General features: G+C 59.0%; 21 protein-coding genes and 1 pseudogene. 12 read left to right on the plus strand and 10 right to left on the minus strand.

Features of this window, described 5'->3' with window-relative positions; genetic code table 11:
* Positions 1 to 86 precede the first annotated feature (86 nt).
* Positions 87 to 416 (plus strand): annotated as a pseudogene (locus tag KFS80_RS00695) (GreA/GreB family elongation factor); the annotation flags it as partial.
* A gap of 4 nt (positions 417 to 420) precedes the next feature.
* Here KFS80_RS00695 and KFS80_RS00700 read toward each other — a convergent pair.
* From KFS80_RS00700 to KFS80_RS00715, 4 genes are all read right to left on the minus strand, one after another.
* On the minus strand, positions 421 to 729 hold the full coding sequence (locus KFS80_RS00700) for a hypothetical protein (RefSeq protein ID WP_003226820.1): 309 nt from the start codon (positions 727 to 729) through the stop codon (positions 421 to 423).
* A gap of 209 nt (positions 730 to 938) precedes the next feature.
* On the minus strand, positions 939 to 1,829 hold the full coding sequence (locus tag KFS80_RS00705; RefSeq protein WP_212543710.1) for a pseudouridine synthase: 891 nt from the start codon (positions 1,827 to 1,829) through the stop codon (positions 939 to 941).
* A gap of 71 nt (positions 1,830 to 1,900) precedes the next feature.
* The gene (locus KFS80_RS00710; protein WP_053122309.1) at positions 1,901 to 2,218 is read right to left on the minus strand and encodes a transcriptional regulator; all 318 of its coding nucleotides are present in this window, start codon (positions 2,216 to 2,218) and stop codon (positions 1,901 to 1,903) included.
* 165 nt (positions 2,219 to 2,383) lie between these two features.
* On the minus strand, positions 2,384 to 2,620 hold the full coding sequence (locus tag KFS80_RS00715; protein WP_053122310.1) for a glutaredoxin family protein: 237 nt from the start codon (positions 2,618 to 2,620) through the stop codon (positions 2,384 to 2,386).
* 209 nt (positions 2,621 to 2,829) lie between these two features.
* On the opposite strand from KFS80_RS00715, the gene KFS80_RS00720 reads away from it, so the two are divergent.
* On the plus strand, positions 2,830 to 4,542 hold the full coding sequence (locus tag KFS80_RS00720) for a cation:proton antiporter (protein WP_212543711.1): 1,713 nt from the start codon (positions 2,830 to 2,832) through the stop codon (positions 4,540 to 4,542).
* Here KFS80_RS00720 and KFS80_RS00725 read toward each other — a convergent pair.
* A complete protein-coding gene (locus tag KFS80_RS00725) occupies positions 4,539 to 5,747 on the minus strand; it encodes an ammonium transporter (RefSeq protein ID WP_053122313.1) in 1,209 nt (402 codons plus the stop codon). The two genes, KFS80_RS00720 and KFS80_RS00725, sit on opposite strands and share 4 nt — an antisense overlap.
* A gap of 306 nt (positions 5,748 to 6,053) precedes the next feature.
* On the opposite strand from KFS80_RS00725, the gene KFS80_RS00730 reads away from it, so the two are divergent.
* From KFS80_RS00730 to KFS80_RS00765, 8 genes are all read left to right on the plus strand, one after another.
* Positions 6,054 to 6,368, plus strand: coding sequence for an ElaB/YgaM/YqjD family protein (locus KFS80_RS00730; protein WP_053122315.1), 315 nt, complete (start codon positions 6,054 to 6,056; stop codon positions 6,366 to 6,368).
* 2 nt (positions 6,369 to 6,370) lie between these two features.
* Complete coding sequence (locus KFS80_RS00735; protein WP_008079909.1) at positions 6,371 to 6,757, plus strand: phage holin family protein; 387 nt, start codon at positions 6,371 to 6,373, stop codon at positions 6,755 to 6,757.
* Positions 6,754 to 7,092, plus strand: a complete 339-nt coding sequence (locus KFS80_RS00740) for a hypothetical protein (RefSeq protein ID WP_053122317.1) — start codon at positions 6,754 to 6,756, stop codon at positions 7,090 to 7,092. Before KFS80_RS00735 ends, KFS80_RS00740 begins: the two co-directional genes overlap by 4 nt.
* Positions 7,093 to 7,215: 123 nt before the next feature.
* Positions 7,216 to 8,379, plus strand: coding sequence for an EAL domain-containing protein (locus tag KFS80_RS00745; RefSeq protein WP_212543712.1), 1,164 nt, complete (start codon positions 7,216 to 7,218; stop codon positions 8,377 to 8,379).
* Positions 8,380 to 8,448: 69 nt separating this feature from the next.
* Entirely contained in the window at positions 8,449 to 9,777 is a 1,329-nt protein-coding gene (locus KFS80_RS00750; protein WP_212543713.1) for a deoxyguanosinetriphosphate triphosphohydrolase, read from the plus strand.
* Between the two features lie 329 nt (positions 9,778 to 10,106).
* A complete protein-coding gene (locus KFS80_RS00755) occupies positions 10,107 to 10,733 on the plus strand; it encodes a response regulator transcription factor (protein ID WP_053122385.1) in 627 nt (208 codons plus the stop codon).
* Positions 10,734 to 10,741: 8 nt separating this feature from the next.
* Positions 10,742 to 14,386, plus strand: coding sequence for a transporter substrate-binding domain-containing protein (locus KFS80_RS00760; RefSeq protein WP_212543714.1), 3,645 nt, complete (start codon positions 10,742 to 10,744; stop codon positions 14,384 to 14,386).
* A 48-nt stretch (positions 14,387 to 14,434) separates the two neighbouring features.
* Entirely contained in the window at positions 14,435 to 17,380 is a 2,946-nt protein-coding gene (locus tag KFS80_RS00765; RefSeq protein WP_212543715.1) for an HD domain-containing phosphohydrolase, read from the plus strand.
* Here the strand turns inward: KFS80_RS00765 and KFS80_RS00770 are convergent, their stop codons facing one another.
* Together KFS80_RS00770 and KFS80_RS00775 are read right to left on the minus strand one after the other, a co-directional pair.
* Positions 17,381 to 17,863 (minus strand): GAF domain-containing protein, encoded by a 483-nt coding sequence (locus KFS80_RS00770; protein ID WP_159811571.1) that lies wholly within the window; start codon positions 17,861 to 17,863, stop codon positions 17,381 to 17,383.
* Positions 17,860 to 18,750, minus strand: a complete 891-nt coding sequence (locus tag KFS80_RS00775; protein WP_212543716.1) for an ATP-binding protein — start codon at positions 18,748 to 18,750, stop codon at positions 17,860 to 17,862. Before KFS80_RS00775 ends, KFS80_RS00770 begins: the two co-directional genes overlap by 4 nt.
* Positions 18,751 to 18,916: 166 nt before the next feature.
* Between KFS80_RS00775 and KFS80_RS00780 the strand changes: the two genes are divergently transcribed.
* Entirely contained in the window at positions 18,917 to 21,238 is a 2,322-nt protein-coding gene (locus KFS80_RS00780; RefSeq protein ID WP_212543717.1) for a hybrid sensor histidine kinase/response regulator, read from the plus strand.
* Here KFS80_RS00780 and KFS80_RS00785 read toward each other — a convergent pair.
* The 3 genes from KFS80_RS00785 to msrB all read right to left on the minus strand — a co-directional run bounded on the left by KFS80_RS00785 (position 21,222) and on the right by msrB (position 22,745).
* Positions 21,222 to 21,683 (minus strand): MarR family winged helix-turn-helix transcriptional regulator, encoded by a 462-nt coding sequence (locus KFS80_RS00785; RefSeq protein WP_212543718.1) that lies wholly within the window; start codon positions 21,681 to 21,683, stop codon positions 21,222 to 21,224. The two genes, KFS80_RS00780 and KFS80_RS00785, sit on opposite strands and share 17 nt — an antisense overlap.
* Positions 21,680 to 22,165 carry a glutathione peroxidase gene (locus tag KFS80_RS00790; protein ID WP_212543719.1) on the minus strand — a complete coding sequence of 162 codons (486 nt, stop codon included), beginning with the start codon at positions 22,163 to 22,165 and terminating at the stop codon, positions 21,680 to 21,682. The genes KFS80_RS00785 and KFS80_RS00790 overlap by 4 nt, the downstream gene beginning before the upstream one ends.
* A 184-nt stretch (positions 22,166 to 22,349) precedes the next feature.
* Complete coding sequence (gene msrB, locus KFS80_RS00795; RefSeq protein WP_053122371.1) at positions 22,350 to 22,745, minus strand: peptide-methionine (R)-S-oxide reductase MsrB; 396 nt, start codon at positions 22,743 to 22,745, stop codon at positions 22,350 to 22,352.
* Between the two features lie 226 nt (positions 22,746 to 22,971).
* On the opposite strand from msrB, the gene KFS80_RS00800 reads away from it, so the two are divergent.
* On the plus strand, positions 22,972 to 24,183 hold the full coding sequence (locus KFS80_RS00800; protein ID WP_016770856.1) for a pyridoxal phosphate-dependent aminotransferase: 1,212 nt from the start codon (positions 22,972 to 22,974) through the stop codon (positions 24,181 to 24,183).
* Positions 24,184 to 24,411 lie beyond the last annotated feature (228 nt).

Raw genomic sequence — 24,411 nt, forward strand, 5'->3', positions numbered from 1 at the left:
GATACGACAAAGATTTTTTGAGGCCACTGGATGAGAAAATCAGACAGAACACGTACTGAATAGTATGTTTTATGATGGGGTTATAATACACCTACGGCAAGAAGATGCTGCGCGAGATCGACAGCCGCGTGCGCTTTCTGACCAAACGTCTGGAAGCACTCAAGGTGGTCAGCGAAAAACCCAGCGACCCGAACAAGGTTTACTTCGGTGCGTGGGTCACGATCGAGGACGAAGACGGCAAGCAATCGCGTTACCGCATCGTCGGCCCCGATGAACTGGATCTGAAACTCGGTTTGATCAGCATCGATTCGCCACTGGCCCGCGCCTTGATCGGCAAGGCGCTGGACGCAGAGGTGCGCGTGCAAACGCCGACCGGAGAACAGTTCGTCTACATCGTGGCGATCGAATATCTCTGAAAAATCAGCGGCGGGTGATCAGGCCTTGCCGCGCAACGCGGGTCAGTTGCTTGATCATTTCCGGCGCGTCTTCCGCGCTTGGCGCCTGAATCACTGCCAGATCAAAACTGTCACTGGCAAACCGCGCCAGCGACTCGCCGTCTTCGACAAACTGGATCAGGAATGCGGCAGGGCCGCCGCTGCGGCGTGGCCAACCATCGAGATAACGCAACAGCGTCGGCTGATGTTTGCCGCCAAGCAGGATTTTCGGGTTGCGTTGAGTGATATGCGCGGTGATCGGCGCGGGACGTGCAGGAGGGCGTAGTGCATTCATTGGTCGTGTCTCTGCCTCAAAAGTCTGCATGGCAGGTGAGAGGCAACACCGAACCAGCGCTTTAGCGGTATTTCGAAGCCCTGTTCCGGCTTCTGACGGCAACTGTTGAAGTCACCTGGCGCCCCGCAAGTAGCTGTTTAAATCGGCGCATAAACACATGCTAGATAACGTGACCGTACAGTGTCAAGAATCAGCAGCTATAAGCGACATCACCACTGCAAGGTGATGCGGCTTTCGAATTCGCGCTCCTCGCCAGTGACCGGGTCGATGAAGCGCAGGCCCTGCGCCAACAGTTTCAGCGGATTGGCGTAGTCATCTTCAACGTCTTTCAACACATCCGGGTAAAACGGATCGTTGCAGATGCTCGCGCCCAATGCGCTCATGTGCACACGCAGTTGATGTTTTTTGCCGGTGACCGGGTACAGGCCATAGCGCCACAGATCGCCGTTCTTCTCGCGAACTTCGACCGCCGTTTCCGTGTTGCTGACGCCCGGCCCTTCCTGCATGCGGAAAAACGGCTCGCCATCGACCAGACGACTTTTGTGCACCAACGGGAAATTCAGCTCAGGCAGCGCTGGCGCGATGGCTTCGTAGCGCTTGTCGATCTGCCGGGTCGGGAACAGTGACTGATACGCCGAGCGCGTTTGCGGATTAGCCGAGAAGATCACCAGCCCGGCGGTGTGCCGGTCGATGCGGTGCAGCGGCACCAGATGAGGATTGTCCAGACGCCGAATCAAGCGCCGCAGCAGCGTCTGTTCGACGTACTCGCCAGCCGGGGTCACTGGCAGGAAATGCGGTTTGTCCGCCACCACCAAGTGTTCGTCGGCGTAAAGAATCGACTCGACCACCGGGATCGGTTTCTCGTCCGGCACTTCACGGAAGTAGTGAATGCGCAGACCTTCCTTGTACGGCAGATCCACCGAGATCGGTTGACCATTACCGTCCAGCACTCGGCCACGGGCGATACGATCCAGCCACTGCTCACGGCCGATGGCCCGAAAGTGCTCGCACAAACAATCAAGCACCGTCGACCAGGAACCCGGTGGCAGATACAGGGTGCTGGCCTGATTGTGTGCAGCGGAAAATGGAGATGTGGACATACGAAAATTCTACCCCTCAGTGCAGGCCGGCATTATCCAACACTGAGGGAAACGAACCTAGCGCAGAATCCTCACGCCGGAATCGACTTGAGCGCCGCCGCCTCAGTGAACTCCTTGAGCCAGCGCAACACCTCGACCGCCTCCCAGCGACCCGGGTCATACAAGGCGTAGAGCAAGCCCTGATAACCGACAACGTCGAGCTGCTTGTGATAACCGGCACGCTGAAACAGCGCCTCGATCTCGGCAAAGCACGTATTGAAATGGACTTTATTGAAGGGCGTCTTGCCTTCCGTGACCAAGCCGTCGAGGCGCAATTCGGCGACGGCCTCGCGCACCACGTCAACCGACATCCGGTTCACGCTGTTCTTCAACTGTTCGACATTGACCACGGTGCATCCCTCTGACGTCCGGCTCACCTGCTCACACCCTGCAAAAGACACAGAATGCAGCAGGCCAACCCAATTACTGTATGAACATACAGTAACCGAATATTTGGCAAACTGCCAAGGAATGGATGCGCGGTCGCGACCGGCGGGGAGGATGCAGAAAACCGACTATTGGAGGAACGCCACAACCTGATCAGCGTTGAACGGCCAGCCCAATTCCGCGCCGGTGTCGACGCGGCGCAGCACTGGAATGCGCAGGCTGTAAGCCTCGAACCACGACTCGTCGTCAGCAATGTCCACCAGTTCAACCAGCAAACCGTGCTCGACAAAAGGCATCAGCTCGGCTTCGGCCAATTCGCACAAATGGCATCCAAGGGTGCCGAACAGCTGACATTCAGGAGGCATGATGGGCTCGACCACAAAAAGAGTGCGCCTATTCTAGGCCGCAGCGCAAAACCCGTCGACCCACCGCCGCCCAAAGGCTTGAGCCTTTCCGACAGCGCTTGCGCGCAAAACCCTGATGCAAATCAGTCCGCAGAAATCGCAATTACGTGATCCTCCCGCTCTTTTTGCCTCTACGCTTGAACAGCCAGAGCCTGACATCGGAGTGTCTAGTGTTTGCCAACCTGTTGATCATCCTCGCCTCGTCCCTCGTGGTGATTGCCCTGTTCCGCCGTCTGCGATTGCCACCGGTGCTGGGTTACCTATTCGTGGGCTTGCTGGTCGGGCCAAGTGCGTTCGACTGGGTCAACGAGAGTGAGCATCTGCCGGACGTGGCTGAATTGGGCGTGGTGTTCCTGCTGTTTTCGCTCGGGCTGGAATTTTCTCTGTCGAAGATGATTGCGTTGCGCCAAGTGGTATTCCGGCTGGGCAGTCAGCAGGTGCTGATCAGCACAGCGCTTCTGGGGCTGATCCTGATTTTGCTGGGCATGCCGGTGACGCCCGCTTTGTTGCTCGGCGCCGGGCTGTCGTTGTCGTCCACGGCGATTGTCACCAAGGAACTCGGCAGTCTCGGCGAAGTGTTCAGCAGCCACGGCCAGAACGCGATCGGCGTTTTGCTGTTTCAGGACGTGGTGGCGGTTTTGCTGCTGACGCTGGTGCCGGTGTTCGCCGGCAGCAGCGCACAGGCCTGGTACTGGGCCCTGCCGCTGACGCTGGCGAAAACCGTGGTGCTGTTTGTCGGTCTGCTGCTCGCCAGTCGCTGGTTGCTGCCAAGGCTGTTTCATGAGGTGGCGGCTTCGCGCTCCGCGGAATTGTTCGTGCTGTTGGCGCTGGTGATCGTGCTGCTGACGGCGTGGCTGACGCACTTGCTCGGCTTGTCCCCTGCCCTCGGCGCGTTTCTCGCCGGCATGTTGCTCGGCGAGAGTCATTACCGGCATCAGATCGAAGCCGATATCCGGCCATTCCGCGACATCTTGCTCGGGGTGTTTTTCGTCAGCATCGGCATGCTGATCGACCTGCAACTGTTTGTCAGCGATGGCTTGCTGATTCTCGGGCTCACGGTCGGTTTGATGGTGATCAAGGGGATCGTCGTCGCGCTGCTGGTGAAGTGGCGCGGTAGCGATAGCGAAACCGCGTGGCGCAGCGGTCTCGCCTTGGCGCAGGGTGGCGAGTTCTGCTTCGCGCTGATGGCGCAGATGCAGCAAAGCAGTCTGCTGCCGGAAAGGCTCGGCGCCTTGCTGCTGGCGGCGACGTTCTGCTCGATGGTGCTGACGCCGCTGCTGTTACGCGCCGCACCACGCATCGCCGCCGCCCTGCACCGCAAACCGAATCAGGAAGCGCAGATCGAAGAAATCAGCGCGCTCAACGCTGACCTCGACAAGCACGTGGTGATCTGTGGCTACGGTCGTGTCGGCCAATCCATCGGCCGCTTCATGCGCAACGCCGGACAACCGTTCATTGCTTTGGACAATGACCCGGTGCGTGTTCAGGAAGCGGCCTCTGGCGAGAGCGATGTGCATTATGGCGATTCCGCGCGCGGTGATCTGCTCACCGCTGTCGGCCTGTTGCGCGCCCGCTTATTGGTGATCGCCGTCGATCAAAGCGATGTCGCCCTGGGCATTCTTAAAGAAGCGCGCCGACTAAACATGCACATACCGATTCTGGTGCGCACCCGCGACGACAGCCAATGGAGCGAACTGAAAGCCGCCGGCGCCACCGAGGTGGTGCCGGAGCTGTTGGAGTCGAGCCTGATGCTTGCCTCACACGCGTTGATCATGCTCGGTCTGCCCGCACACCAGGTGCAGGAACAAGTCGATCAAGTGCGCATCGACCGCTATCGCCTGTTGCACGGTTTCTATCCCGGTGCCGACGATGAAGAAGCCTAGTCCTGACTCACCGCGCCAATCTTGTGCAGCGACAGATCGGCGCCGTAATACTCTTGTTCCTGACTCAGGCGCAGCCCATGCAAGGCCTTGATCGCGCCGTACACGACAAAGCCACCGATCAGCGCCACCGCAACGCCGAGCGCGCTGCCGAGCAACTGGCTGATCAGGCTGACACCGCCGAGTCCACCGAGTGCGGTCTGGCCGAAGATGCCACAGGCAATCCCGCCCCATACGCCACACAAACCATGCAACGGCCACACACCCAACACGTCGTCGATACGCCATTTCACCTGCGCAGCGGTAAAGCACCAGACAAACAGCGCACCGGCAATCGCGCCGGTGACCAATGCGCCCACCGGGTGCATCAAGTCGGAACCGGCGCAGATCGCCACCAAACCGGCCAAGGGGCCGTTGTGCAGGAAGCCCGGGTCATTGCGCCCGACGATCAACGCCGCCATGGTGCCGCCGACCATCGCCATCAACGAGTTGACTGCCACCAGCCCACTGACGCCTTGCAGCGTCTGCGCGCTCATCACGTTGAAGCCGAACCAGCCGACAATCAGAATCCACGAGCCCAGCGCGAGAAACGGAATGCTCGACGGTGCAAACGCCACCAAGCGTCCATCGCGATAACGTCCATTGCGCGGGCCGAGCAACAACACCGCCGCCAGCGCCAGCCAGCCGCCCATCGCATGCACCACCACGGAACCGGCGAAGTCATGGAACGGCGCGCCGAACTGCGCCGTCAGCCACGCTTGCAGGCCATAGTTACCGTTCCAGATCATCCCTTCGAAAAACGGATAGATGAACGCCACGATCAGTGCCGTCGCGCACAACTGCGGAACGAAGCGCGCGCGCTCGGCAATGCCACCGGAAATGATCGCCGGGATCGCCGCCGCGAAGGTCAGCAGGAAGAAAAACTTCACCAAGCCATAACCGTGATCAGCGTTGAGTACCGCCGCCGGTTGCATGAAGGTCACGCCGTAAGAGAGCCAATAGCCTATAAAGAAATAGGCCAGGGTCGAGACGGCGAAATCGCTGAGGATTTTCGCCAAGGCGTTGACCTGGTTTTTCTGGCGAACCGTACCGACTTCCAGAAAGGCGAAACCGGCGTGCATCGCCAGCACCATCACTGCACCGATCAGAATGAACAAGGTGTTGGAGCTGTGCACCAGGGTGTCCACAGCGCTTTGCAGATTTTCCATAAGCAGGCAGACCTAAAGGCGAAAAAGGCACCAAAGCGGTTCATGCGGGCATTTCATGCACCAAGTTGCGACCACACAGTCACTGAAGGGAATGTCCAGTGAACTGCTTTGGCGCACGCGGTCGATGTCCTGACACGTACCGGGATTATTTGAGTTAAGGTTTTCCAGCGCACACGCCCGGCAACAGCGCACAGCGACCGGGCCACGCACCACGAGATAGCAAAAGTTGTACCAGTCATTTGTACTGAACCTTCGCGCAAGGCTCATACTCGAACGCATCAGAAAGCCAACTACGGAGATCCACCCATGGCCAGCATCAAGGCAAAGACTGCTCAAGAAATCCTGATGAACGACTTCCAGACACTGGTCGCCGACACCGAACGGTTGCTCGAGCACACCGCCACCCTGGCCGGCGATCAGGCAGATGAACTGCGTGAGCAGATCCACGACAGCCTGTTGCGAGCCCGCGAGACCCTGAAGCTGACCGAAGACACCCTGCGCGAACGCGGTCAGGCTGCGGTTTCCGCTACCGAAGACTACGTGTCGGCCAACCCTTGGCAATCGGTGGGGATCGCCGCTGGCGTCGGCTTCCTCATTGGCCTGCTGGCCACTCGGCGCTGATCATGTCGATCGGTGAATCCGGCCCGACAGCGGGCACCGCCTCCTCCACGCGGCGTCTGGGCGCCGCCGTTCTCGGTCTGCTGCACAGCCATGTCGAATTGTTCGGCATCGAATTGCAGGAGCAGAAATCACGTACCGTCAGCCTGTTGCTGTTCGCAGGCCTGGCGCTGGTCTTTGCCCTGTTGTTGCTGGTGGGTTTATCGACGCTGGTGATGATCATCTTCTGGGACACCTATCGTCTCGCCGCGATCATTGGCCTGTGCGTCTTTTACACCCTGGCCTCGATCTTCTGCGGGCTACGCCTGAAAGCCGCGATCTTCGATGAGTCCTCACCCTTCCACGGCACGCTCGAAGAGCTGGCCAACGACCGGGAGCGCCTGCTGCCATGAGCCTGCCTCAACTTCCGCACAATGGTTCACGACGGGAAATGCGCAAGGCACTGATCCGTCTGCGCATGGAAATGCACCGTCAGGAAATCCGCCACGAAACCGCGCAAGTGCTGCAACCCCTGCAGCGCATGCGCGGCATGACGCAAAACCTGCAAGGCGGCTTCGGCATCAAACACGCGCCGTTGTGGGGTGTGGCTGCGGTAACGCTGCTGGGTTTCATCACCGGCAAAGGCGCGAAAAGCGGCGGCGTCGGTGGTCTGACCCGTCTGATCCGTCTCGGCACCAGCCTTGGGCCATTGATCAGACTGGTCATGCAAAGCTCTGGCAAACGCTGAACTGACGCATCTGGCTACATTCTTGCAACACCGGCGGGATGAACCTCTTATCCAGAGGTTCAATCCTGCATGCCTACCCGGTCGGCAGGGTTCAACCAGAACAAGAACGACTAAGGAGGCCCCGTGATCGACGGGCAACCGCTCGCCTGCTTTCAGCCTTTTATCGATACTGCCACCGGACGCATTGCCGGCGTTGAAGCATTGGGCCGCCTGCGTCAGGCTGATGGACAACTGAATTCGGTCGGGCCGCTTTTCGCCGACCCGCGCGTGCCAGCCATTGCCCTGCGCCGCCTCGACCGGCAGATCCGTGACAACGCCTTGAGCCGTCTGCATGAAGCGCCGGCAGACTGGTTTCTCAGCCTGAACATGTCGCCACGCTGGATCAGTCGTCTGCGCCCCGACCAAGCCTTGCCCAGCCTCAAGCAACTGGCCCGGCATGGCGTCGATCCGCAGCGCATCGTTTTCGAAATCACCGAATTGGGCGGCAATAGCCAACGCCTGGCCGAAGTGGTCGCGCGCTATCGTCAGGCCGGAGCGCGAATCGCCATTGATGACTTTGGCGCGGGCTATTCGCAGCTTGATCGAGTGCTGGCCTTGCAGCCAGACATCCTCAAACTCGACATGCGCCTGTTCCAGGCCGCCGCGTTGGGCGGGCCCAGCAGTGACGTGGTCAAAGCGCTGGCACAGATGGCAGAAAAGACCGGCTGCTGGATCATCGCCGAAGGTGTCGAGACCGAAGCGCAGCTGAATTTTGCCTTGGAGTGCGGCTCGCGCTACGTGCAGGGTTTTCTGTTCGCACGTGCCCAGCAAGATTTCTTCCCCGCCGACGCATTTGTGCAACGCTTCGCTGAACTTCGCCAACGCTATGTCCGGCAGAAACTCAACGAACGCGGGCGATTGATGCAGATGCGCCAGCAACTCAGCGAACTGATGACGATCCTGCAAACCTGGGCTCAGGCCCGCGCGCCCTTGACTGCATTGCCGCAACTGGATGCCTTTCCGTGGCTGCTGCGGTTTTACCAATGCGACCGCCACGGCACGCAACTGACGCCCAATCTGGAATGGCGGCAGAACGGCTGGTTCGCCGACAACCGCTATCTGGGGCACAACTGGTCGTGGCGCCCGTACTTCTATCATCTGCTCGCCGAAGGCTGGGAAGAACGCCGTCTGACCCTGTCGAACACCTACCGCGATGCCACCAGCAACCAGTACTGCCTCACCGCCGGACAGTTTTTCGACAATGGTGAACGACTGCTGCTGATCGACATTGATGCGGCGGGACTGTAGTTCCGCTTGCAGGCACGGGGCTGAACCGGGAAGCTAGGGCATCAGTTATCCAGACGGAGAGAATCAGCCTTGGATTGGCAGACCCTGCTCAACCGCGAACGCCTCGGAAAGCCGCTGCACAGCCCGCAAGAACTCGGCCGCAGCCCTTTTCACAAAGACCATGACCGCATTATTTTCTCCGGCGCCTTTCGTCGCCTGGGACGCAAGACGCAAGTGCACCCGGTCACCAGCAACGATCACATTCACACGCGCCTGACCCACTCGCTGGAAGTCAGTTGTGTCGGCCGCTCGCTGGGCATGCGCGTCGGCGAAACCCTGCGCAGTGCTCTGCCGGAATGGTGCGACCCCGCTGACCTCGGTATGGTCGTGCAATCGGCGTGTCTGGCTCATGACATCGGTAATCCGCCGTTCGGCCATTCCGGCGAAGATGCGATTCGCCACTGGTTCCAACAGGCCGCCGGACGTGGCTGGCTCGATGGCATGAGCGAGGCCGAGCGCGGAGACTTCCTCAATTTCGAAGGCAACGCCCAGGGTTTCCGCGTGCTCACGCAACTGGAATACCACCAGTTCGACGGTGGCACGCGGCTGACCTACGCCACCCTCGGCACCTACCTGAAATACCCGTGGACTGCGCGTCACGCCGATTCCCTCGGTTACAAAAAGCACAAGTTCGGCTGCTACCAGAGCGAATTGCTGCTGCTCGAGCAGATCGCTCATAAGCTAGGTCTGCCGCAAATCGAAGACCAGCGCTGGGCGCGTCATCCATTGGTGTATCTGATGGAAGCCGCCGACGACATCTGCTACGCGCTGATCGACCTCGAAGACGGCCTCGAGATGGAGCTGCTGGAGTACGCCGAGGTCGAATCGCTGCTGCTCGGTCTGGTCGGTGACGACCTGCCGGAAACCTATCGCCAGCTCGGCCCGCAGGATTCACGTCGGCGCAAACTGGCTATCCTGCGCGGCAAAGCCATCGAACACCTGACAAACGCGGCGGCGCGAGCCTTCGTCGAACAGCAAGACGCCCTCCTTGCCGGCACCTTGCACGGCGATCTGGTGGAACACATGCACGGTCCGGCCAAGCGTTGCGTACTGAATGCCAAGGACATTGCGCGCAAAAAGATCTTTCAGGACAAGCGCAAAACCCTGCATGAAATCGGCGCGTACACCACGCTGGAAATCCTCCTCAACTCATTCTGTGGCGCCGCGCTGGAACAACACAATGGCCGCACGCCGTCGTTCAAAAGCCGCCGCATCCTCGACTTGTTGGGCAATAACGCGCCGGATCCACAGGCGTCGTTACACAGCTCGTTTCTGCGCATGATCGATTTCATCGCCGGCATGACCGACAGCTACGCCAGTGACATGGCACTGGAAATGACCGGGCGCTCCAGTCATTGATCCGTTTGCACCCGACCGGCGCCGGTCGGGTGTAACCATTATCGAAGGTCTCTGCTAGCTATGATGCACCCTCTTTTGCGGCGTAATTCAAACAAATATTAAACACACTATAAAACCCCAGTTGCGACCCGCACTTGCAAAACACTCTGCGCAAACCCGCGACATTTGAAACAGCCCTTCCTTACGTCAAACCTAATCACCCGTAGTCCCATTCCCAAGTAATTGTAGGAATTATCCTATAACGCACCTAGAGCCATGTCCGCTCATACGAGCGTTCATACATCTGAGCTAAGGTGCGCGCTTTATTCGTGCTTGTATGGGATTTGATTATGAACTCCGTTTTTATTGTCGACGATCACCCGGTCATCCGTCTTGCCGTTCGCATGCTGCTGGAACATGAAGGCTATAAGGTCGTCGGCGAAACCGATAATGGGGTCGATGCCATGCAAATGGTGCGCGAGTGCATGCCTGACCTGATCATCCTTGACATCAGCATCCCCAAGCTCGATGGGCTCGAAGTGCTGGCCCGCTTCAACGCCATGGGTTCCTGCCTGAAAACCCTGGTGCTCACCGCCCAGTGCCCGACCTTGTTCGGCATTCGCTGCATGCAGTCCGGCGCTTCAGGTTACGTGTGCAAGCAGGAAGACTTGAGTGAACTGGTCAGTGCAATCAAGGCAGTACTTTCCGGTTACAACTATTTCCCGAGTCAGGCATTGAATCCTGTACGTAGCGATGACATTCGTTATGCTGAACTTGAATTATTCAAATCGGTCAACGACCGCGAACTCATGGTGTTACAACTATTTGCCCAAGGACGGACTAACAAGGAAATTGCCAAAGGCATGTTTCTCAGCAATAAAACCGTGAGCACTTACAAAAAACGCTTAATGCAAAAACTCAAAGCCAAATCCCTTGTTGAACTAATCGAAATGGCCAAACGTAACGCACTCGTGTGAGAGCCCGCATGCCCAGTCGTTTAAAGGACTATTTAATAGCGTTGAGTGCAAGCCTGTTGCTGAGCTCAAACGTGTTCGCCATGGTTGGCGAATCACCGGTGTATGCCTTATTCAGTCGCACGACCGGCGAATCGTTATCGGTCACCTTCGAGGCGTCGCAACGACAGTGGTTGCACACCCGCAGCGAACTGGTGCTGGGCACCTCGGCACCGGATTACCCGCCGTTCGACATGACCGTCAGTGGCCGCGATTATGAAGGTCTGACTGCCGACTACGCCGGTTTCCTCAGCGAAGCCACCGGACTGCCGATCCGCATTCAACGATTCCCCTCGCGGGATGCCGCTATTCGCGCGTTGCTGGATGGCCAGGTCGATCTGCTCGGAACGGCGAACGGCTACGAAGCCGGCAACGCCAATCTGGCTCTGTCCGAGCCCTACGCGGTCGACCAGCCGGTGCTGGTGACGCGCGAAGGCGAAACCCGCTCCCTGAGCGAAGGCTTGGCCGGCCTGCGTTTGAGCATGGTTTATCACTATTTGCCGCTGGCCGAGGTCAAGGCGCTGTACCCCAAAGCGCTGATCACCTGCTATCCGTCGTACCAGAACGCAATTAACGCGGTGGCATTCGACCAGGCCGATGTCTTTCTCGGCGACACCCTGTCCACGCACTACATGATCAACAAGGGTTACCTCAACAACGTGCGCATGGCCAACTTCGGCAAACAGGAAGCCCAAGGGTTCAGCTTCGCCGTGCGCCGCAACAATCCGCAGTTGCTGGACGTCATCAACACGGTACTCAAAGCGGTACCGCGCAGTGTGCGCGAGAACATCGCCAAACGCTGGAGCGCCGGCAGCGACATGTTGCTGACTGACCAGAAACTGCAACTGACCCGCCGCGAAGAGGCCTGGCTCAAGCAGCATCCCGTGGTCAGCGTACTGGTCAACGAGGCTTACGCGCCGCTGACGTTCTTCGACGGCGATGGCAATTTTCGCGGCATCAGCGCCGACCTGCTGGAGCTGATCCGTCTGCGTACCGGCCTGCGTTTCGACATCCGCCGCAGCCGCAACGATGCCGAAATGGTCAAACAGATCGACAACCACCAGGCCGACCTTATTGCAGCGCTGCTGCCGACCGCCGAGCGCGAAGAGGCCCTGACTTTCAGTCGTCCTTATCTGGAAAACTCTTACGTCCTGCTGACCCGCAAGAGTGCGGGCAGCCCGACCAATCTCGGCCAGCTCAAAGACAAACCGATCGCGATTGCGCAAGGCAATCCAATGGTCGAGTACCTGCGCCGCGAATTTCCACGCATCCAGTTGATCGAGACACCGGACACCTTCAGCGCGGTTTCGCTGCTGGCCGAAGGTCATGTTGAAGGCGCGGTGAATTCTCTGGTGATCGCCAACTACTTCATCTCTTCGCGGATTTTCGAGCGGGCGCTGCAGATCACCACCACCATCGGCACCGGTCAGGCCGCCTTTTCTCTGGCCACGGCGCGCGACAATACCGAGCTGAGTTCGATCATCAACAAAGCCCTGCTGAGCATCGCCCCCGAAGAACTGGGTGTGATCAATGGTCGCTGGCGCGGCTACACCTCGGCCTCGCAGAACACCTGGCGCAATTATCAACGCCTGTTCTATCAAGTCATCGGGGCTGCCGGCGTGGTTCTGCTGTTGTTGCTGGCGTGGAACGCCTATATGCGCCGCCAGATCAACCAGCGCAAAGCAGCGGAACGGGCGCTCAACGACCAGTTCGAATTCATGCGTTCACTGGTCAATGGCACGCCGCACCCGATCTACGTGCGTGACCGGCAAGGACTGTTGCAAAGCTGCAATGACAGCTACCTCGAAGCCTTCAACGCCAAACGAGAAGACGTGATCGGCAAAAGCGTCATGCAGGGCACGCTGAGCAACGCCTTCGAAGCCCAGGCATTCCAGGCGGACTATCAGCGAGTCATCGCCCAAGGCAAGCCGCTGGTGCTCGACCGTCCCTTGCACATCGGCAATCGGCGGCTGACGATCTATCACTGGATCCTGCCCTATCGTGACTCCAGCGCAGACGTGCAAGGCATCATCGGCGGCTGGATCGACATCAGCGAACGCCGCCAGCTGTTCGAGGAACTGCGCACGGCCAAAGAGCAGGCCGACGATGCGAATCGTGCGAAAAGTACCTTTCTGGCGACGATGAGCCACGAGATCCGCACGCCAATGAATGCGGTCATCGGCATGCTCGAACTGACGCTCAAACGCATGGATCAGCAGCACCCCGATCGCTCATCGATCGACACCGCCTACCATTCGGCCAAGGATCTGCTGGGTCTGATCGGCGATATTCTGGATATCGCGCGAATCGAATCCGGGCGCCTGAGCCTGAGCCCGGAGCGGGTCAACCTGGTCGAAACGGTGGCGTCTGTTACGCGCATCTTCGATGGTCTGGCGCGGCAAAAAAACCTGTCACTGCACATGACGTTCAACCCGCCGCAACTGGCGGTCGACGTGCAACTGGATCCGCTGCGCTTCAAGCAAGTGCTGTCCAACCTGATCAGCAACGCGATCAAGTTCACCGAGCATGGCCAAATCAGGATCACTCTCGATCTGATGAAAACCGACGATCCGGCGCGTTCATTGATGCAACTGACCGTTCAAGACAGTGGCGTGGGCATCAGCGCCGAAGATCAGCAGCGTCTGTTCGAGCCTTTTGCCCAAGCGGAGAACAGCGCTCAGCAAGCCCGCAGTGGCGCGGGTCTGGGTCTGGTGATCAGTCGCAGCCTGTGCGAAATGATGGGTGGAAAACTGCAGTTGAGCAGCCATCCCGGGATCGGCACTCAGGTGTGTATTTCCCTGCCATTGGAAACATTTCCCGCCGAAGTGATCACCCGCAAAGCCGAGCCGCCGATCAAGGCATCACTCGCCCCACTCAACGTATTGGTGGTGGATGATCACCCGGCCAATCGTCTGCTGATGTGTCAGCAACTGGAGTTTCTGGGGCACCAGTGCAGCCTCGCCGAAAACGGCAGCAGCGGACTGGACATGTGGAAAGCAGGTCAATTCGATCTGGTGATCGCCGACTGCAACATGCCGTTGATGAACGGCTATGACCTGACCCGCGCGATACGCCTGCATGAGCAGCAGAACCACAGCCCGCCGTGCACGGTGCTGGGTTTCACCGCCAATGCTCAACCCGAGGAAATCCTGCGCTGTAAGCAGGCCGGGATGGACGACTGCCTGTTCAAACCCTTGAGCCTGAGCCAACTGAGCCACTGGGTGGACGGCATCACCCCAGCCCCTCAAGCGCCGGCATTCAACCTGCAAAGCCTGAACTTGCTGACCGGCGGCAACCCTGCACAGGGCCGACGATTGTTGGCCGAGTTGCTCAAAAGCAGCCGCCTCGACCGTGAAGAATTACTCGCGCTGTCGCCGCAGAACGACTGCCAGGCATTGGCGCTGGTCGCCCACAAGATCAAAGGCGCGGCACGCATTGCACAGGCTTCGCGAGTGATCGAATGCTGCGACGCACTGGAACAAGCCTGCAACCAGTCAATGTCGGCAGACGAGATTGCGCGGCGCTGTGCGGCGAGCAATCAGGTGATGCTCGAACTGGAGCAGGCGTTGCAGCAACAATTGGCATTGGCCGACCAAGGCAAAATGACTGTGCCTTAACTATGCTTGGGCGCTGAGCAGTGAGTTAAACCTTTTGGAGAGCCAGAAATGCCCAGCCCACTGCGCCCGGAACAACGCCGGTTCCCTCTGCATGTGCACATCAGCGTCATGTTTACGTTTCTATTGCTGCTTACCGGGGTGATCCTGGGACTGTTCAATTACCGACAGACCACGCAGATCATCTTGTCGAGCAGCGAAAAACTGTTCAACCGCATCGAACAGGATGTACGCGTCGACCTGCACGCCACCTATCAGCCGATTCGCCATCTGCTCAGCCTGCTGGCAGAAAACCCGGCCACGCAAGCTTTGGCGCTGGAACAGCGACTGCCTTTGCTCAGGCCATTCAGCCAGTCACTGACGGACAATCCGGATCTGGCCTCGCTGTATCTGGGTTATGCAAACGGTGATTTCTTCATGGTGCGACCGTTGCGCAATGGTGCTTTGAAAACCCTGCTCAAAGCACCGGAGGCCGCCGCGTTTCAGGTCTGGAGCATTGAGCACGGTGCCGATGGCCCGCCACGGTCGCAATCGCTGTTCTTTGATCAATCGCTCACGCCGATCAGCCGACAGGACAACCCCGAAGACCTTTATGACCCGCGTACCCGCGCCTGGTTTACCAGCGCCCGACAGCAGGCCGAGCAAATCACCACCGAACCCTACGTATTTTTCTCCACCCACAATGTCGGCACCACCCTCGCCCGGCGCAGTGGCGAAAACGCCGTGATTGGCGCCGACCTGACGCTGGAAGCGCTGTCCGCAACCCTGACCAAACACGTGGTCACCCCGGCCACCGAAATCGCCTTGTTCGATGCCGACGGCAATGCCGTGGCCTACCCCGACAGCAGCCGTCTGATCGTCGACGATCGCACCGCACGGCTGGCCAAGGTGACTGATCTCAGTCCGCAATTGCATGCGTTGCTGTCCGGCGCGCACAAAGGCAATCGCCTGGAATCCGAAGGTCGCCAATGGATCGTCGCCCGCAGCAGCATGCAGGAAGGTGGGCCGCGCGGTCTGCAATTGGCCTTGCTGGTGCCAGAGGACGAGTTGCTGGTCGACGCGTACCGCATGCGCTGGCAAGGCGCGCTGATTACCCTCGCGACGTTATTGCTGTGCCTGCCGCTGGGCTGGTTGATCTCACGAATTCTGGTCAAACCCCTGCACGCGCTGGTGAAAGAGGCCGACGCAATTCGCAGTTTCGATTTCAATTTCCCCCTGACCCGGCGCTCGCCAGTGCTGGAAGTTGATCAATTGAGTGTGTCGATGGCACGGATGAAAGACACGCTGGCGAGTTTCTTCCGCATCACAGACAGCCTTTGTGCCGAAACCCGATTCGCGCCGCTGTTACAGCGTGTGCTGTTCGAAACCGTGCAGATCGCTCAGGCTCAGGCCGGCCTGATCTACCTGCGCGAAAGCGACGGCAACCGGATGGAACCTTACGGGATGGTCATCGACGGCACCGCGCAAACCCTCGAAGATTTCGATATTCAGGGCCACGACCTGCAAGCACATCAAGGTCCGGCATGGTTTCAAGAGCTGGCACACGCCGACAACGTGGTGAGCAACCTGGGTTTCGAACAGGCCGGCGACCTGCAAAAAGTCTTGCTCGCGATGGCTTCGCCGCGCGTGCATCTGATCGGCATTCGCCTGCGCAACCGCCACAACGAAACCATCGGCCTGCTGATCTTGCTAGTGAACGACAGCGGCACGTCCGCCGACCTGGAAAAACTGCGACCGGATCGCATCGCCTTTCTCCAGGCCGTGTCCGGCGCCGCCGCGGTGAGCATCGAAAGCCAACGGTTGCAGGCCAAACAGAAACAACTGCTGGACGCCTTCATTCAATTGCTGGCCGGCGCCATCGATGCAAAAAGTCCCTACACCGGCGGCCATTGCCAGCGCGTGCCGGAACTGACTCTGATGCTCGCTCATGCGGCGGCAGCCAGTCACGCCCCAGCCTTCAAGGCCTATCAACCCAGCGAAGATGAATGGGAGGCGCTGCACATTGCCGCGTGGCTGCACGATTGCGGCAAGGTCACCACGCCCGAATACGTGGTCGACAAGGCCACCAAACTGGAGACCATCAACGACCGTATCCATGAGATTCGCACGCGCTTTGAGGTGCTCAAACGCGATGCCTGGATCAGCTACTGGCAAGCACTGGCCATGGGTGGTAACGAAGAACAGCTCAGCGTTTTGCGCGACACCACGTTGTTGGCACTCGATGAAGATTTCGCCTTCGTCGCCCGCTGTAATCTGGGCAGTGAGGCGATGGCCGAAGCGGATCTGCAACGACTGAATGAGCTGGGCCAACGCACATGGATGCGCACACTCGACGATCGTTTGGGGGTGTCATGGGAAGAAAACCGTCGCCAGTCGCGAACCTCGGCGCCGACTCTGCCAGTGCGGGAAAAACTGCTGGCGGACAAGCCCGAACACTTGCTCGAACGCGCCGACAGTGAGCTGATTCCGGAAGACAATCCGTGGGGGTTCAAACTCGACGTGCCACGCTACAAATACAACCGCGGCGAGTTGTACAACCTGAGCATCACCCGCGGCACGCTGACCCGCGAAGAACGCTACATCATCAACCATCACATGGTGCAGACGATCCTGATGCTCAGCCACCTGCCCTTCCCCGGGCACCTGGACAGCGTCGCCGAAATCGCCGGCGGCCATCATGAAAAAATGGACGGCACCGGTTACCCGAAACGTCTGAAACGCGAAGAAATGAGCCTGCCGGCACGGATGATGGCGATTGCCGATATTTTCGAGGCACTGACGGCGGCAGATAGGCCTTACAAAAAGGCCAAATCCTTGAGCGAGGCGCTGAATATCATGGCGACAATGAGCCACGAGTCGCACATTGATCCTGAGCTGTTCGGTCTGTTTATCAACGAAGGCGTGTATTTGCAGTACGCCACGCGCTTCCTTGATCCGCAGCAGATCGATGCGGTGGATCCCGCCAGCCTGCTCCGCAAGGCTGGCGTCAGCGCATGATCAGCAGTCGGTCAGGCGCAGGAAAATCGCCGCCAGTTGCTCGATGCCGGCCTGATCGTCAGCGCCAAAACGCGCCAGCTTCGGGCTGTCGAGGTCGAGCACGCCAATCAGGCGACCGTCCTTGACCAACGGCACGACCAGTTCACTGTTCGACGCGCTGTCGCAAGCGATATGGCCGGGAAACGCGTGAACGTCTTCGACTCGCTGCGTCTGCAAGGTTGCTGCCGCCGCGCCGCAGACACCGCGACCAAACGGAATGCGCACGCAAGCGATCTGCCCTTGGAACGGGCCGAGCACCAGCTCTTCGTTGCGGTTGAGGTAGAAACCCGCCCAGTTCAGGTCATCGAGCTGGTTAAACAGGAACGCCGAAAACTGCGCGGCGTTGGCGATGAAATCGCGTTCGTCCGCCAGCAGCGATTCCAGTTGCGCGGCCAACATGCCATAGCCTTCGAGACCCTGGCCGCTTTGTTGCAAATCAATCATGCCTTGTGCTCCAACAATTTCAGTCCCACCCAGTAGCGGGCGAATTGGTACGCGCAACGTCCGTTGCGATTGCCGCGGCCAGTGGCCCAACGCACGGCGAGGATGTCCAGCTCTTCGTCGCGCTGCCAGCTCAGATTGGCCTTGGCTGCCAACTGGCCGATCCAGTGTTCAACGACGTCGAGGAAGTGTTCTTGGGTGAATGGGTAGAACGACAGCCACAGTCCAAAGCGATCCGACAGAGCAATCTTGTCCTCCACCGCTTCGCTTGGGTGCAACTCGCCGTCGACGCGTTTCCAGTTTTCGTTGTCGCTTTCCTTCTCCGGCACCAGGTGGCGACGGTTGGAGGTGGCGTACAGCAAGACGTTGTCCGGCGCCTGTTCCAGCGAGCCGTCCAGCACGCTTTTCAGCACGCGGTAATCTCCTTCGCCGGACTCGAACGACAAGTCATCGCAGAACAACACAAAGCGCTGTGGCAGTTTGCCGATCTGCTCGACCACGCGCGGCAGGTCGGCCAGATGATCGCGTTCGATCTCGATCAAACGCAGGCCGGCGGCGGCGTGTTCGGCCAGCAACGCACGCACCAGCGAGGATTTACCGGTACCGCGCGAGCCCCACAGCAAGGCGTGGTTGGCCGGCATGCCGTCGAGGAATTGCTGGGTGTTGCGGCCCAGTTGTTCGAGCTGACGGTCGACGCCGATCAGGTCGGACAGACGCATGTCGAGGCGGACTTCCAGCGGCAGCAAATAACCGCTGCGCCCGTCACGCTGCCAGCGCGCGGCCAGGCAAGTGTTCCAGTCGATCACCGGACGCGGTGCCGGCAACAAGGGTTCGATCCGCGCCAGAACCGACTCGGCGCGTTCAAGAAAAGCATTCAATCGGGAATCCACGTCTTTTCCTCGGGCTCGTTCACAGTGATGATGGCGATCCAGCCACGACACACAGACTTAAAGTCCCGCACCCAGCCTTGTTACAAGGCGATTCGGGAACCTCGGTATCCATACATGATCGACTATGCTTGAGCAGCGAAGGGAAACGGAAGTGGTTCAACACCCCATGGATATCAAATTCACCCAACGGCTGTCGTACAAGCAAGCCAAGCTTACTGTGCTGGTCGGGTTCATTCTGGGCACGCTGCTCAGCCTGCTGCAAATCGGCATCGATTATGCCAGTGAAGACGCTTCCATCAACCGTGAAATCCTGTCTTTGCTGGAAATCAGCCACAATCCGGCGTCTCGCATCGCTTACAACATCGACGCCGAACTGGCCCAGGAACTCACCCTCGGCCTGCTGCGTTCGCCGGCCATCATTTCCGCGCAACTGACCGATAACAACGATACGGTGCTGGCCAGCGTCAAACGTCCCGAGCTGCAAAGCGGCTACCGGATGATCAGCGATGCCCTGTTCGGCGCCAAACGCCAGTTCGAAGACCGCCTCTACCTCGACCACCTGCCCACCGAATCGCTAGGGGTGCTAAGCCTTGAAGTCGACACTTACGCGTTCGGCAGCCGCTTTCTGCGCCGGGCGGAAATCACCTTGCTCAACGGTTTCGCCCGCAGCCTGATTCTTACCGGCATTCTGCTGGCGTTGTTCTACGTGATGCTGACCAAGCCACTGGTGCGGGTGATTCGCGAACTCAGCAGTCGCGATCCGCGCAGCGCAGAACCGACAACTCTGGAATGCCCCGCCGGGCATGCCAATGACGAAATTGGTGTACTGGTCAAAGTCGCCAATCAGCAATTCGAAAACATCGCCACGGAAATTCAGCAGCGCCGCAACGCGGAAAACCGCCTGACCGATTACCTCAGCCAACTGGAAACCATCGTTTCCTCGCGCACCGCTGAACTCAAGGCGATCAACACGCGGCTCAGCCAATCCAATCAGGAACTCGAAGTCGCCCGCAGCACCGCTTTGGACATGGCCGAGGCACGCTCGGCGTTTCTCGCCAACATGAGTCATGAAATTCGCACGCCGCTCAACGGCTTGCTGGGGATGATCGCGCTATCGCTGGACGGCCCGTTGAATGCCGAACAGCAACAACAACTGGCGATCGCCCACGACTCGGGCAAAGTGCTGGTGGAATTGCTCAACGATATTCTCGATCTGTCGAAATTCGATGCCGGGCAACTGGAGCTCGAACACATTCCGTTCGACCTCGGTGCGCTGGTCGAGGACACCGCCAATCTGCTCTCGCAGAATGCTGCGCCGAGCGTCGAACTGACCTGCCTGATCGATCCGCACTTCCCCGCGCTGGTACTCGGCGACCCGACCCGGGTTCGGCAGATCGTCAGCAACCTGCTGTCGAACGCGCTGAAGTTCACCCGTTTCGGTCGCGTCGATGTGCGCTTGTCGGCCTATAAGGATGGCGTGCGCATCGAAGTCTGTGACACCGGGATCGGCATCGCGCAGGAAGCGCAGGTGAAAATCTTCCAGCCGTTTACTCAGGCTGGCGCTGGCATCACTCGGCAATATGGCGGCACCGGGCTTGGTCTGGCGCTGACCTACAACCTGTGCGAAGCCATGCAGGGCCGTCTGACGATCAGTTCGGAGGCCGGTTTCGGCAGCCAGTTCTGTGCCGAATTGCCGTTGCCCAGCCATACCCGCGCGATCGCTCCGGCACCGCTGCATGGCAAAGTCCTCGCCATCACCGCTGGCAGTAGTGGCCTGGCAGAACTGCTGAAAAGTTTGCTGCCGGGCTGGGGCATCGAATACGACCAGTGCACGATTGATGATTCATTGCTGGGCCGCACGCCTGACGTATTGATCACCGATTGCCCGGAATGCCTGTTCGGCCTGCGCCCCACCATTAAGGCGCCGATTTTACTGGTCACCGCTTATGGCAGTTTTCTGCCCAGCGAAGAAGCCGCGGCGCTGGCGCCACTGCAGCAGCAGGCGCGACCGCTGGCTCGCAACGCGCTGTATCAGAATCTGCGCAGAACCTTGCAAGCGGACATCACCGATGTCGGTGATACACCTCTGGAGGCTGCACCCTCGCTTCGGCGCGCTCGGGTTCTGTTGGTCGAGAACAACCCGGTCAATCAACTGGTGGCCAAAGGCATGCTCGGCAAGCTTGGTTGCGAAGTGGTGGTCGCGGCTCACGGTGCCGAGGCGTTGGATCAACTGGAATTCCATGATTTCGACATGGTGCTGATGGACTGCAACATGCCGGTGATGGACGGCTACGAAGCGAGTCGGCAGATTCGCCAGAGCGGGCGCTGGCCGCAATTGCCGATCGTCGCCCTGACCGCCAACGCCATGTCCGAAGAACGAGAACGCTGCCGCGCGGCGGGCATGAGCGACTATCTGGCCAAACCGTTTCGCCGCGAAGAACTGGCAGCGCTGCTTGATCTATGGGTGCCGATTACGCCAAAGCCTTGATCTGCCCGAGCAAGTGATCGAGGCCGTTGCGCAATTCGTTGAGCCGATCAAGATCCACGCCGCTGTCGCACAACAATTTTGCTTTGAGCGGCCCGACCTGCTCGCGCAATGCTTGCCCGGCGGGCGTCAGGCTCAAATGCACCTCACGCTCATCGCGAGCCGAACGCTGGCGCTGCACCCAGTGCATTTGCTCCAGACGCTTGAGCAACGGCGTCAGCGTCCCGGAATCCAGTGCCAGACGTTCGCCCAGCGCTTTCACCGTCGGTTGCTCCGGAGCGTTTTCCTGCCACTCCCACAACACCAGCATCACCAGATATTGCGGGTAGGTCAGGCCGAGCTGATCGAGCATCGGCTTGTAGGCGCGAATCACTGCGCGGGATGCGGCGTACAGCTTGAAACACAACTGGTTGTCGAGCTGCATCGAATCGACGGACAGGCTGTTCATTTCAGCAGCGCTTCGATCTCGCCGTTCAGATCCTGTGGTTTGGTGGTCGGGGCGAAACGCTTGACCAGTTGACCATCCTTGCCGATCAGGAACTTGGTGAAATTCCACTTGATGCCCTGCGAACCCAGCAGACCCGGCGCGCGCTTTTTCAATTGCACGAACAGCGGATGTGCATCGGCACCGTTGACATCAATCTTCTTGAACAGCGGGAAACTCACGCCGAAGTTGAGCTCGCAGAACTCACTGATCGCGCCCTCGTTGCCCGGCTCCTGCTTGCCGAACTGATTGCACGGAAAACCCAGCACCACCAGGCCTTGATCCTTGTAGGTCTGCCACAGTTCTTCGAGGCCTGTGTATTGCGGGGTGAAACCGCACTTGCTCGCTGTATTGACCACCAGCACCGCTTTACCGGCGTAGTCGGCGAGGGTCTTTTGCTCACCCTTGATGGTGGTGCACGGGATATTCAGCAGGTTGTCGCTCATGGGTCGGGCTCCGCAGGAAGTGGCAAAGGGCAAACATAGCGAGCAATTAAATTGTGTGCAATTTAATTTATCGGATTCCCCCCTGTAGGAGCTGCCGAAGGCTGCGATCTTTTGACGTTGTTTTTTAAAGCAAGATCAAAGGATCGCAGCCTTCGGCAGCTCCTACAGGGGTTTTATCGTGAGGTTACTCGCGTGGTTCGAGGTTCAGGCACACCGAATTGATGCAATAACGCAGACCGGTCGGCGGCGGGCCGTCCGGGAACACGTGGCCCAGGTGTGCGTCGCAGCGAGCGCATTTCACTTCAGTGCGAATCATGCCGTGAGTGGTGTCACGTATTTCGGTCATCGCGCTTTCGCCGATGGGCGCGTAGAAGCTCGGCCAGCCGCAGCCGGAGTCGAATTTGGTCTTGGAATCGAACAGTGGCTCATTGCAGCACACGCAATGATAAACACCGTCGGTTTTGGTCGCATTGTACTTGCCGGAGAACGGTCGTTCGGTCGCACTGAGACGGCAAACGTTGTACTGCTCGGGGTCGAGCATCTCACGCCATTCTTCCAGGGTTTTTTCCAACTTTTCCATCATCACACCTCAGCGGCTGAAAAAGCCCGATCTGTACCTTTTCCACGGATCGAGCGGCACGTATGATTGCGCCTCATTTGATGCCAGTCTGGCAGCCGCGTTACATGCACTCAAACGGATTTTTTGCAGCGTCACGTTCCGGCACCCGGTTGGCATGCAAACGCAGGAATCCCAGTACGGTAGTTCATACAGCGTCTGGATCGTTCATTTTCGGGATCACATCGCCATGCAGTTCAGCAAATCGAACAAGCTCGCCAACGTCTGCTACGACATTCGCGGCCCGGTGCTCAAGCACGCCAAACGTCTGGAAGAGGAAGGCCAGCGCATCCTCAAGCTGAATATCGGCAACCCGGCACCGTTTGGTTTCGAGGCGCCGGACGAAATTCTTCAGGATGTGATCCGCAACCTGCCGACCGCGCAAGGCTACAGCGATTCCAAAGGCCTGTTCAGCGCGCGCAAAGCGGTGATGCAGTACTACCAGCAGAAGCAGGTTGAAGGTGTCGGCATCGAAGACATCTACCTGGGCAACGGCGTGTCCGAGCTGATCGTGATGTCGCTGCAGGCGCTGCTCAACAACGGCGACGAAGTGCTGGTGCCGGCCCCGGACTATCCGCTGTGGACCGCGGCCGTGAGCCTGGCGGGTGGTAACGCCGTGCATTATCTGTGCGACGAAGGCGCCGACTGGTTCCCGGATCTGGCCGACATCAAGGCCAAAATCACCCCGAACACCAAAGCGATGGTGATCATCAACCCGAATAACCCGACCGGCGCGGTGTATTCCAAGGAAGTGTTGCTGGGCATGCTGGAAATCGCCCGCGCACACAACCTGGTGGTGTTCTCCGACGAAATCTACGACAAGATCCTGTATGACGACGCCGTGCACATCTGCACCGCGTCGCTGGCCCCGGATCTGCTGTGCCTGACCTTCAATGGTCTGTCGAAGTCCTACCGCGTGGCCGGTTTCCGTTCGGGCTGGATCGCCATCTCCGGGCCGAAACACAACGCGCAGAGCTACATCGAAGGCATCGACATGCTGGCGAACATGCGTCTGTGCGCCAACGTGCCGAGCCAGCATGCCATCCAGACCGCGCTGGGCGGCTATCAGAGCATCAATGATCTGGTGCTGCCGCAAGGGCGTCTGCTGGAACAACGCAACCGTACGTGGGAATTGCTCAACGACATTCCGGGCGTGAGTTGCGTCAAGCCGATGGGCGCGCTGTACGCGTTCCCGAAAATCGATCCGAAAGTCTGTCCGATCCATAACGACGAAAAATTCGTTCTCGATCTGCTGCTCTCCGAGAAGCTGCTGGTGGTGCAAGGCACGGCGTTCAACTGGCCGTGGCCGGATCACTTCCGTGTGGTCACCCTGCCGCGCGTCGATGATCTGGAAATGGCCATCGGCCGCATCGGCAACTTCCTCAAGTCTTACCGCCAGTAATAGGCCAGCAGTGCGCAACGCCCCGAACGTTGCGCACTGTCTGATTCGGCAACACTTCTGCGCCCCACCCTTTGCGTACGCCTTCTACACTTGCGACTCGTACCGATCACGTGCGTCTGACGTAGTCGCGACGGGTCGCGGCTGTTTGTCATCCCTGTCGGTTTACGTTGTGGGAAATGAACCTTGCACCGAAGAATTCACTGTAGGACACAGTTTGAAATAGTCACT

Source organism: Pseudomonas rustica, assembly GCF_018336155.1.
Classification (GTDB): Bacteria; Pseudomonadota; Gammaproteobacteria; order Pseudomonadales; family Pseudomonadaceae; genus Aquipseudomonas; species Aquipseudomonas rustica.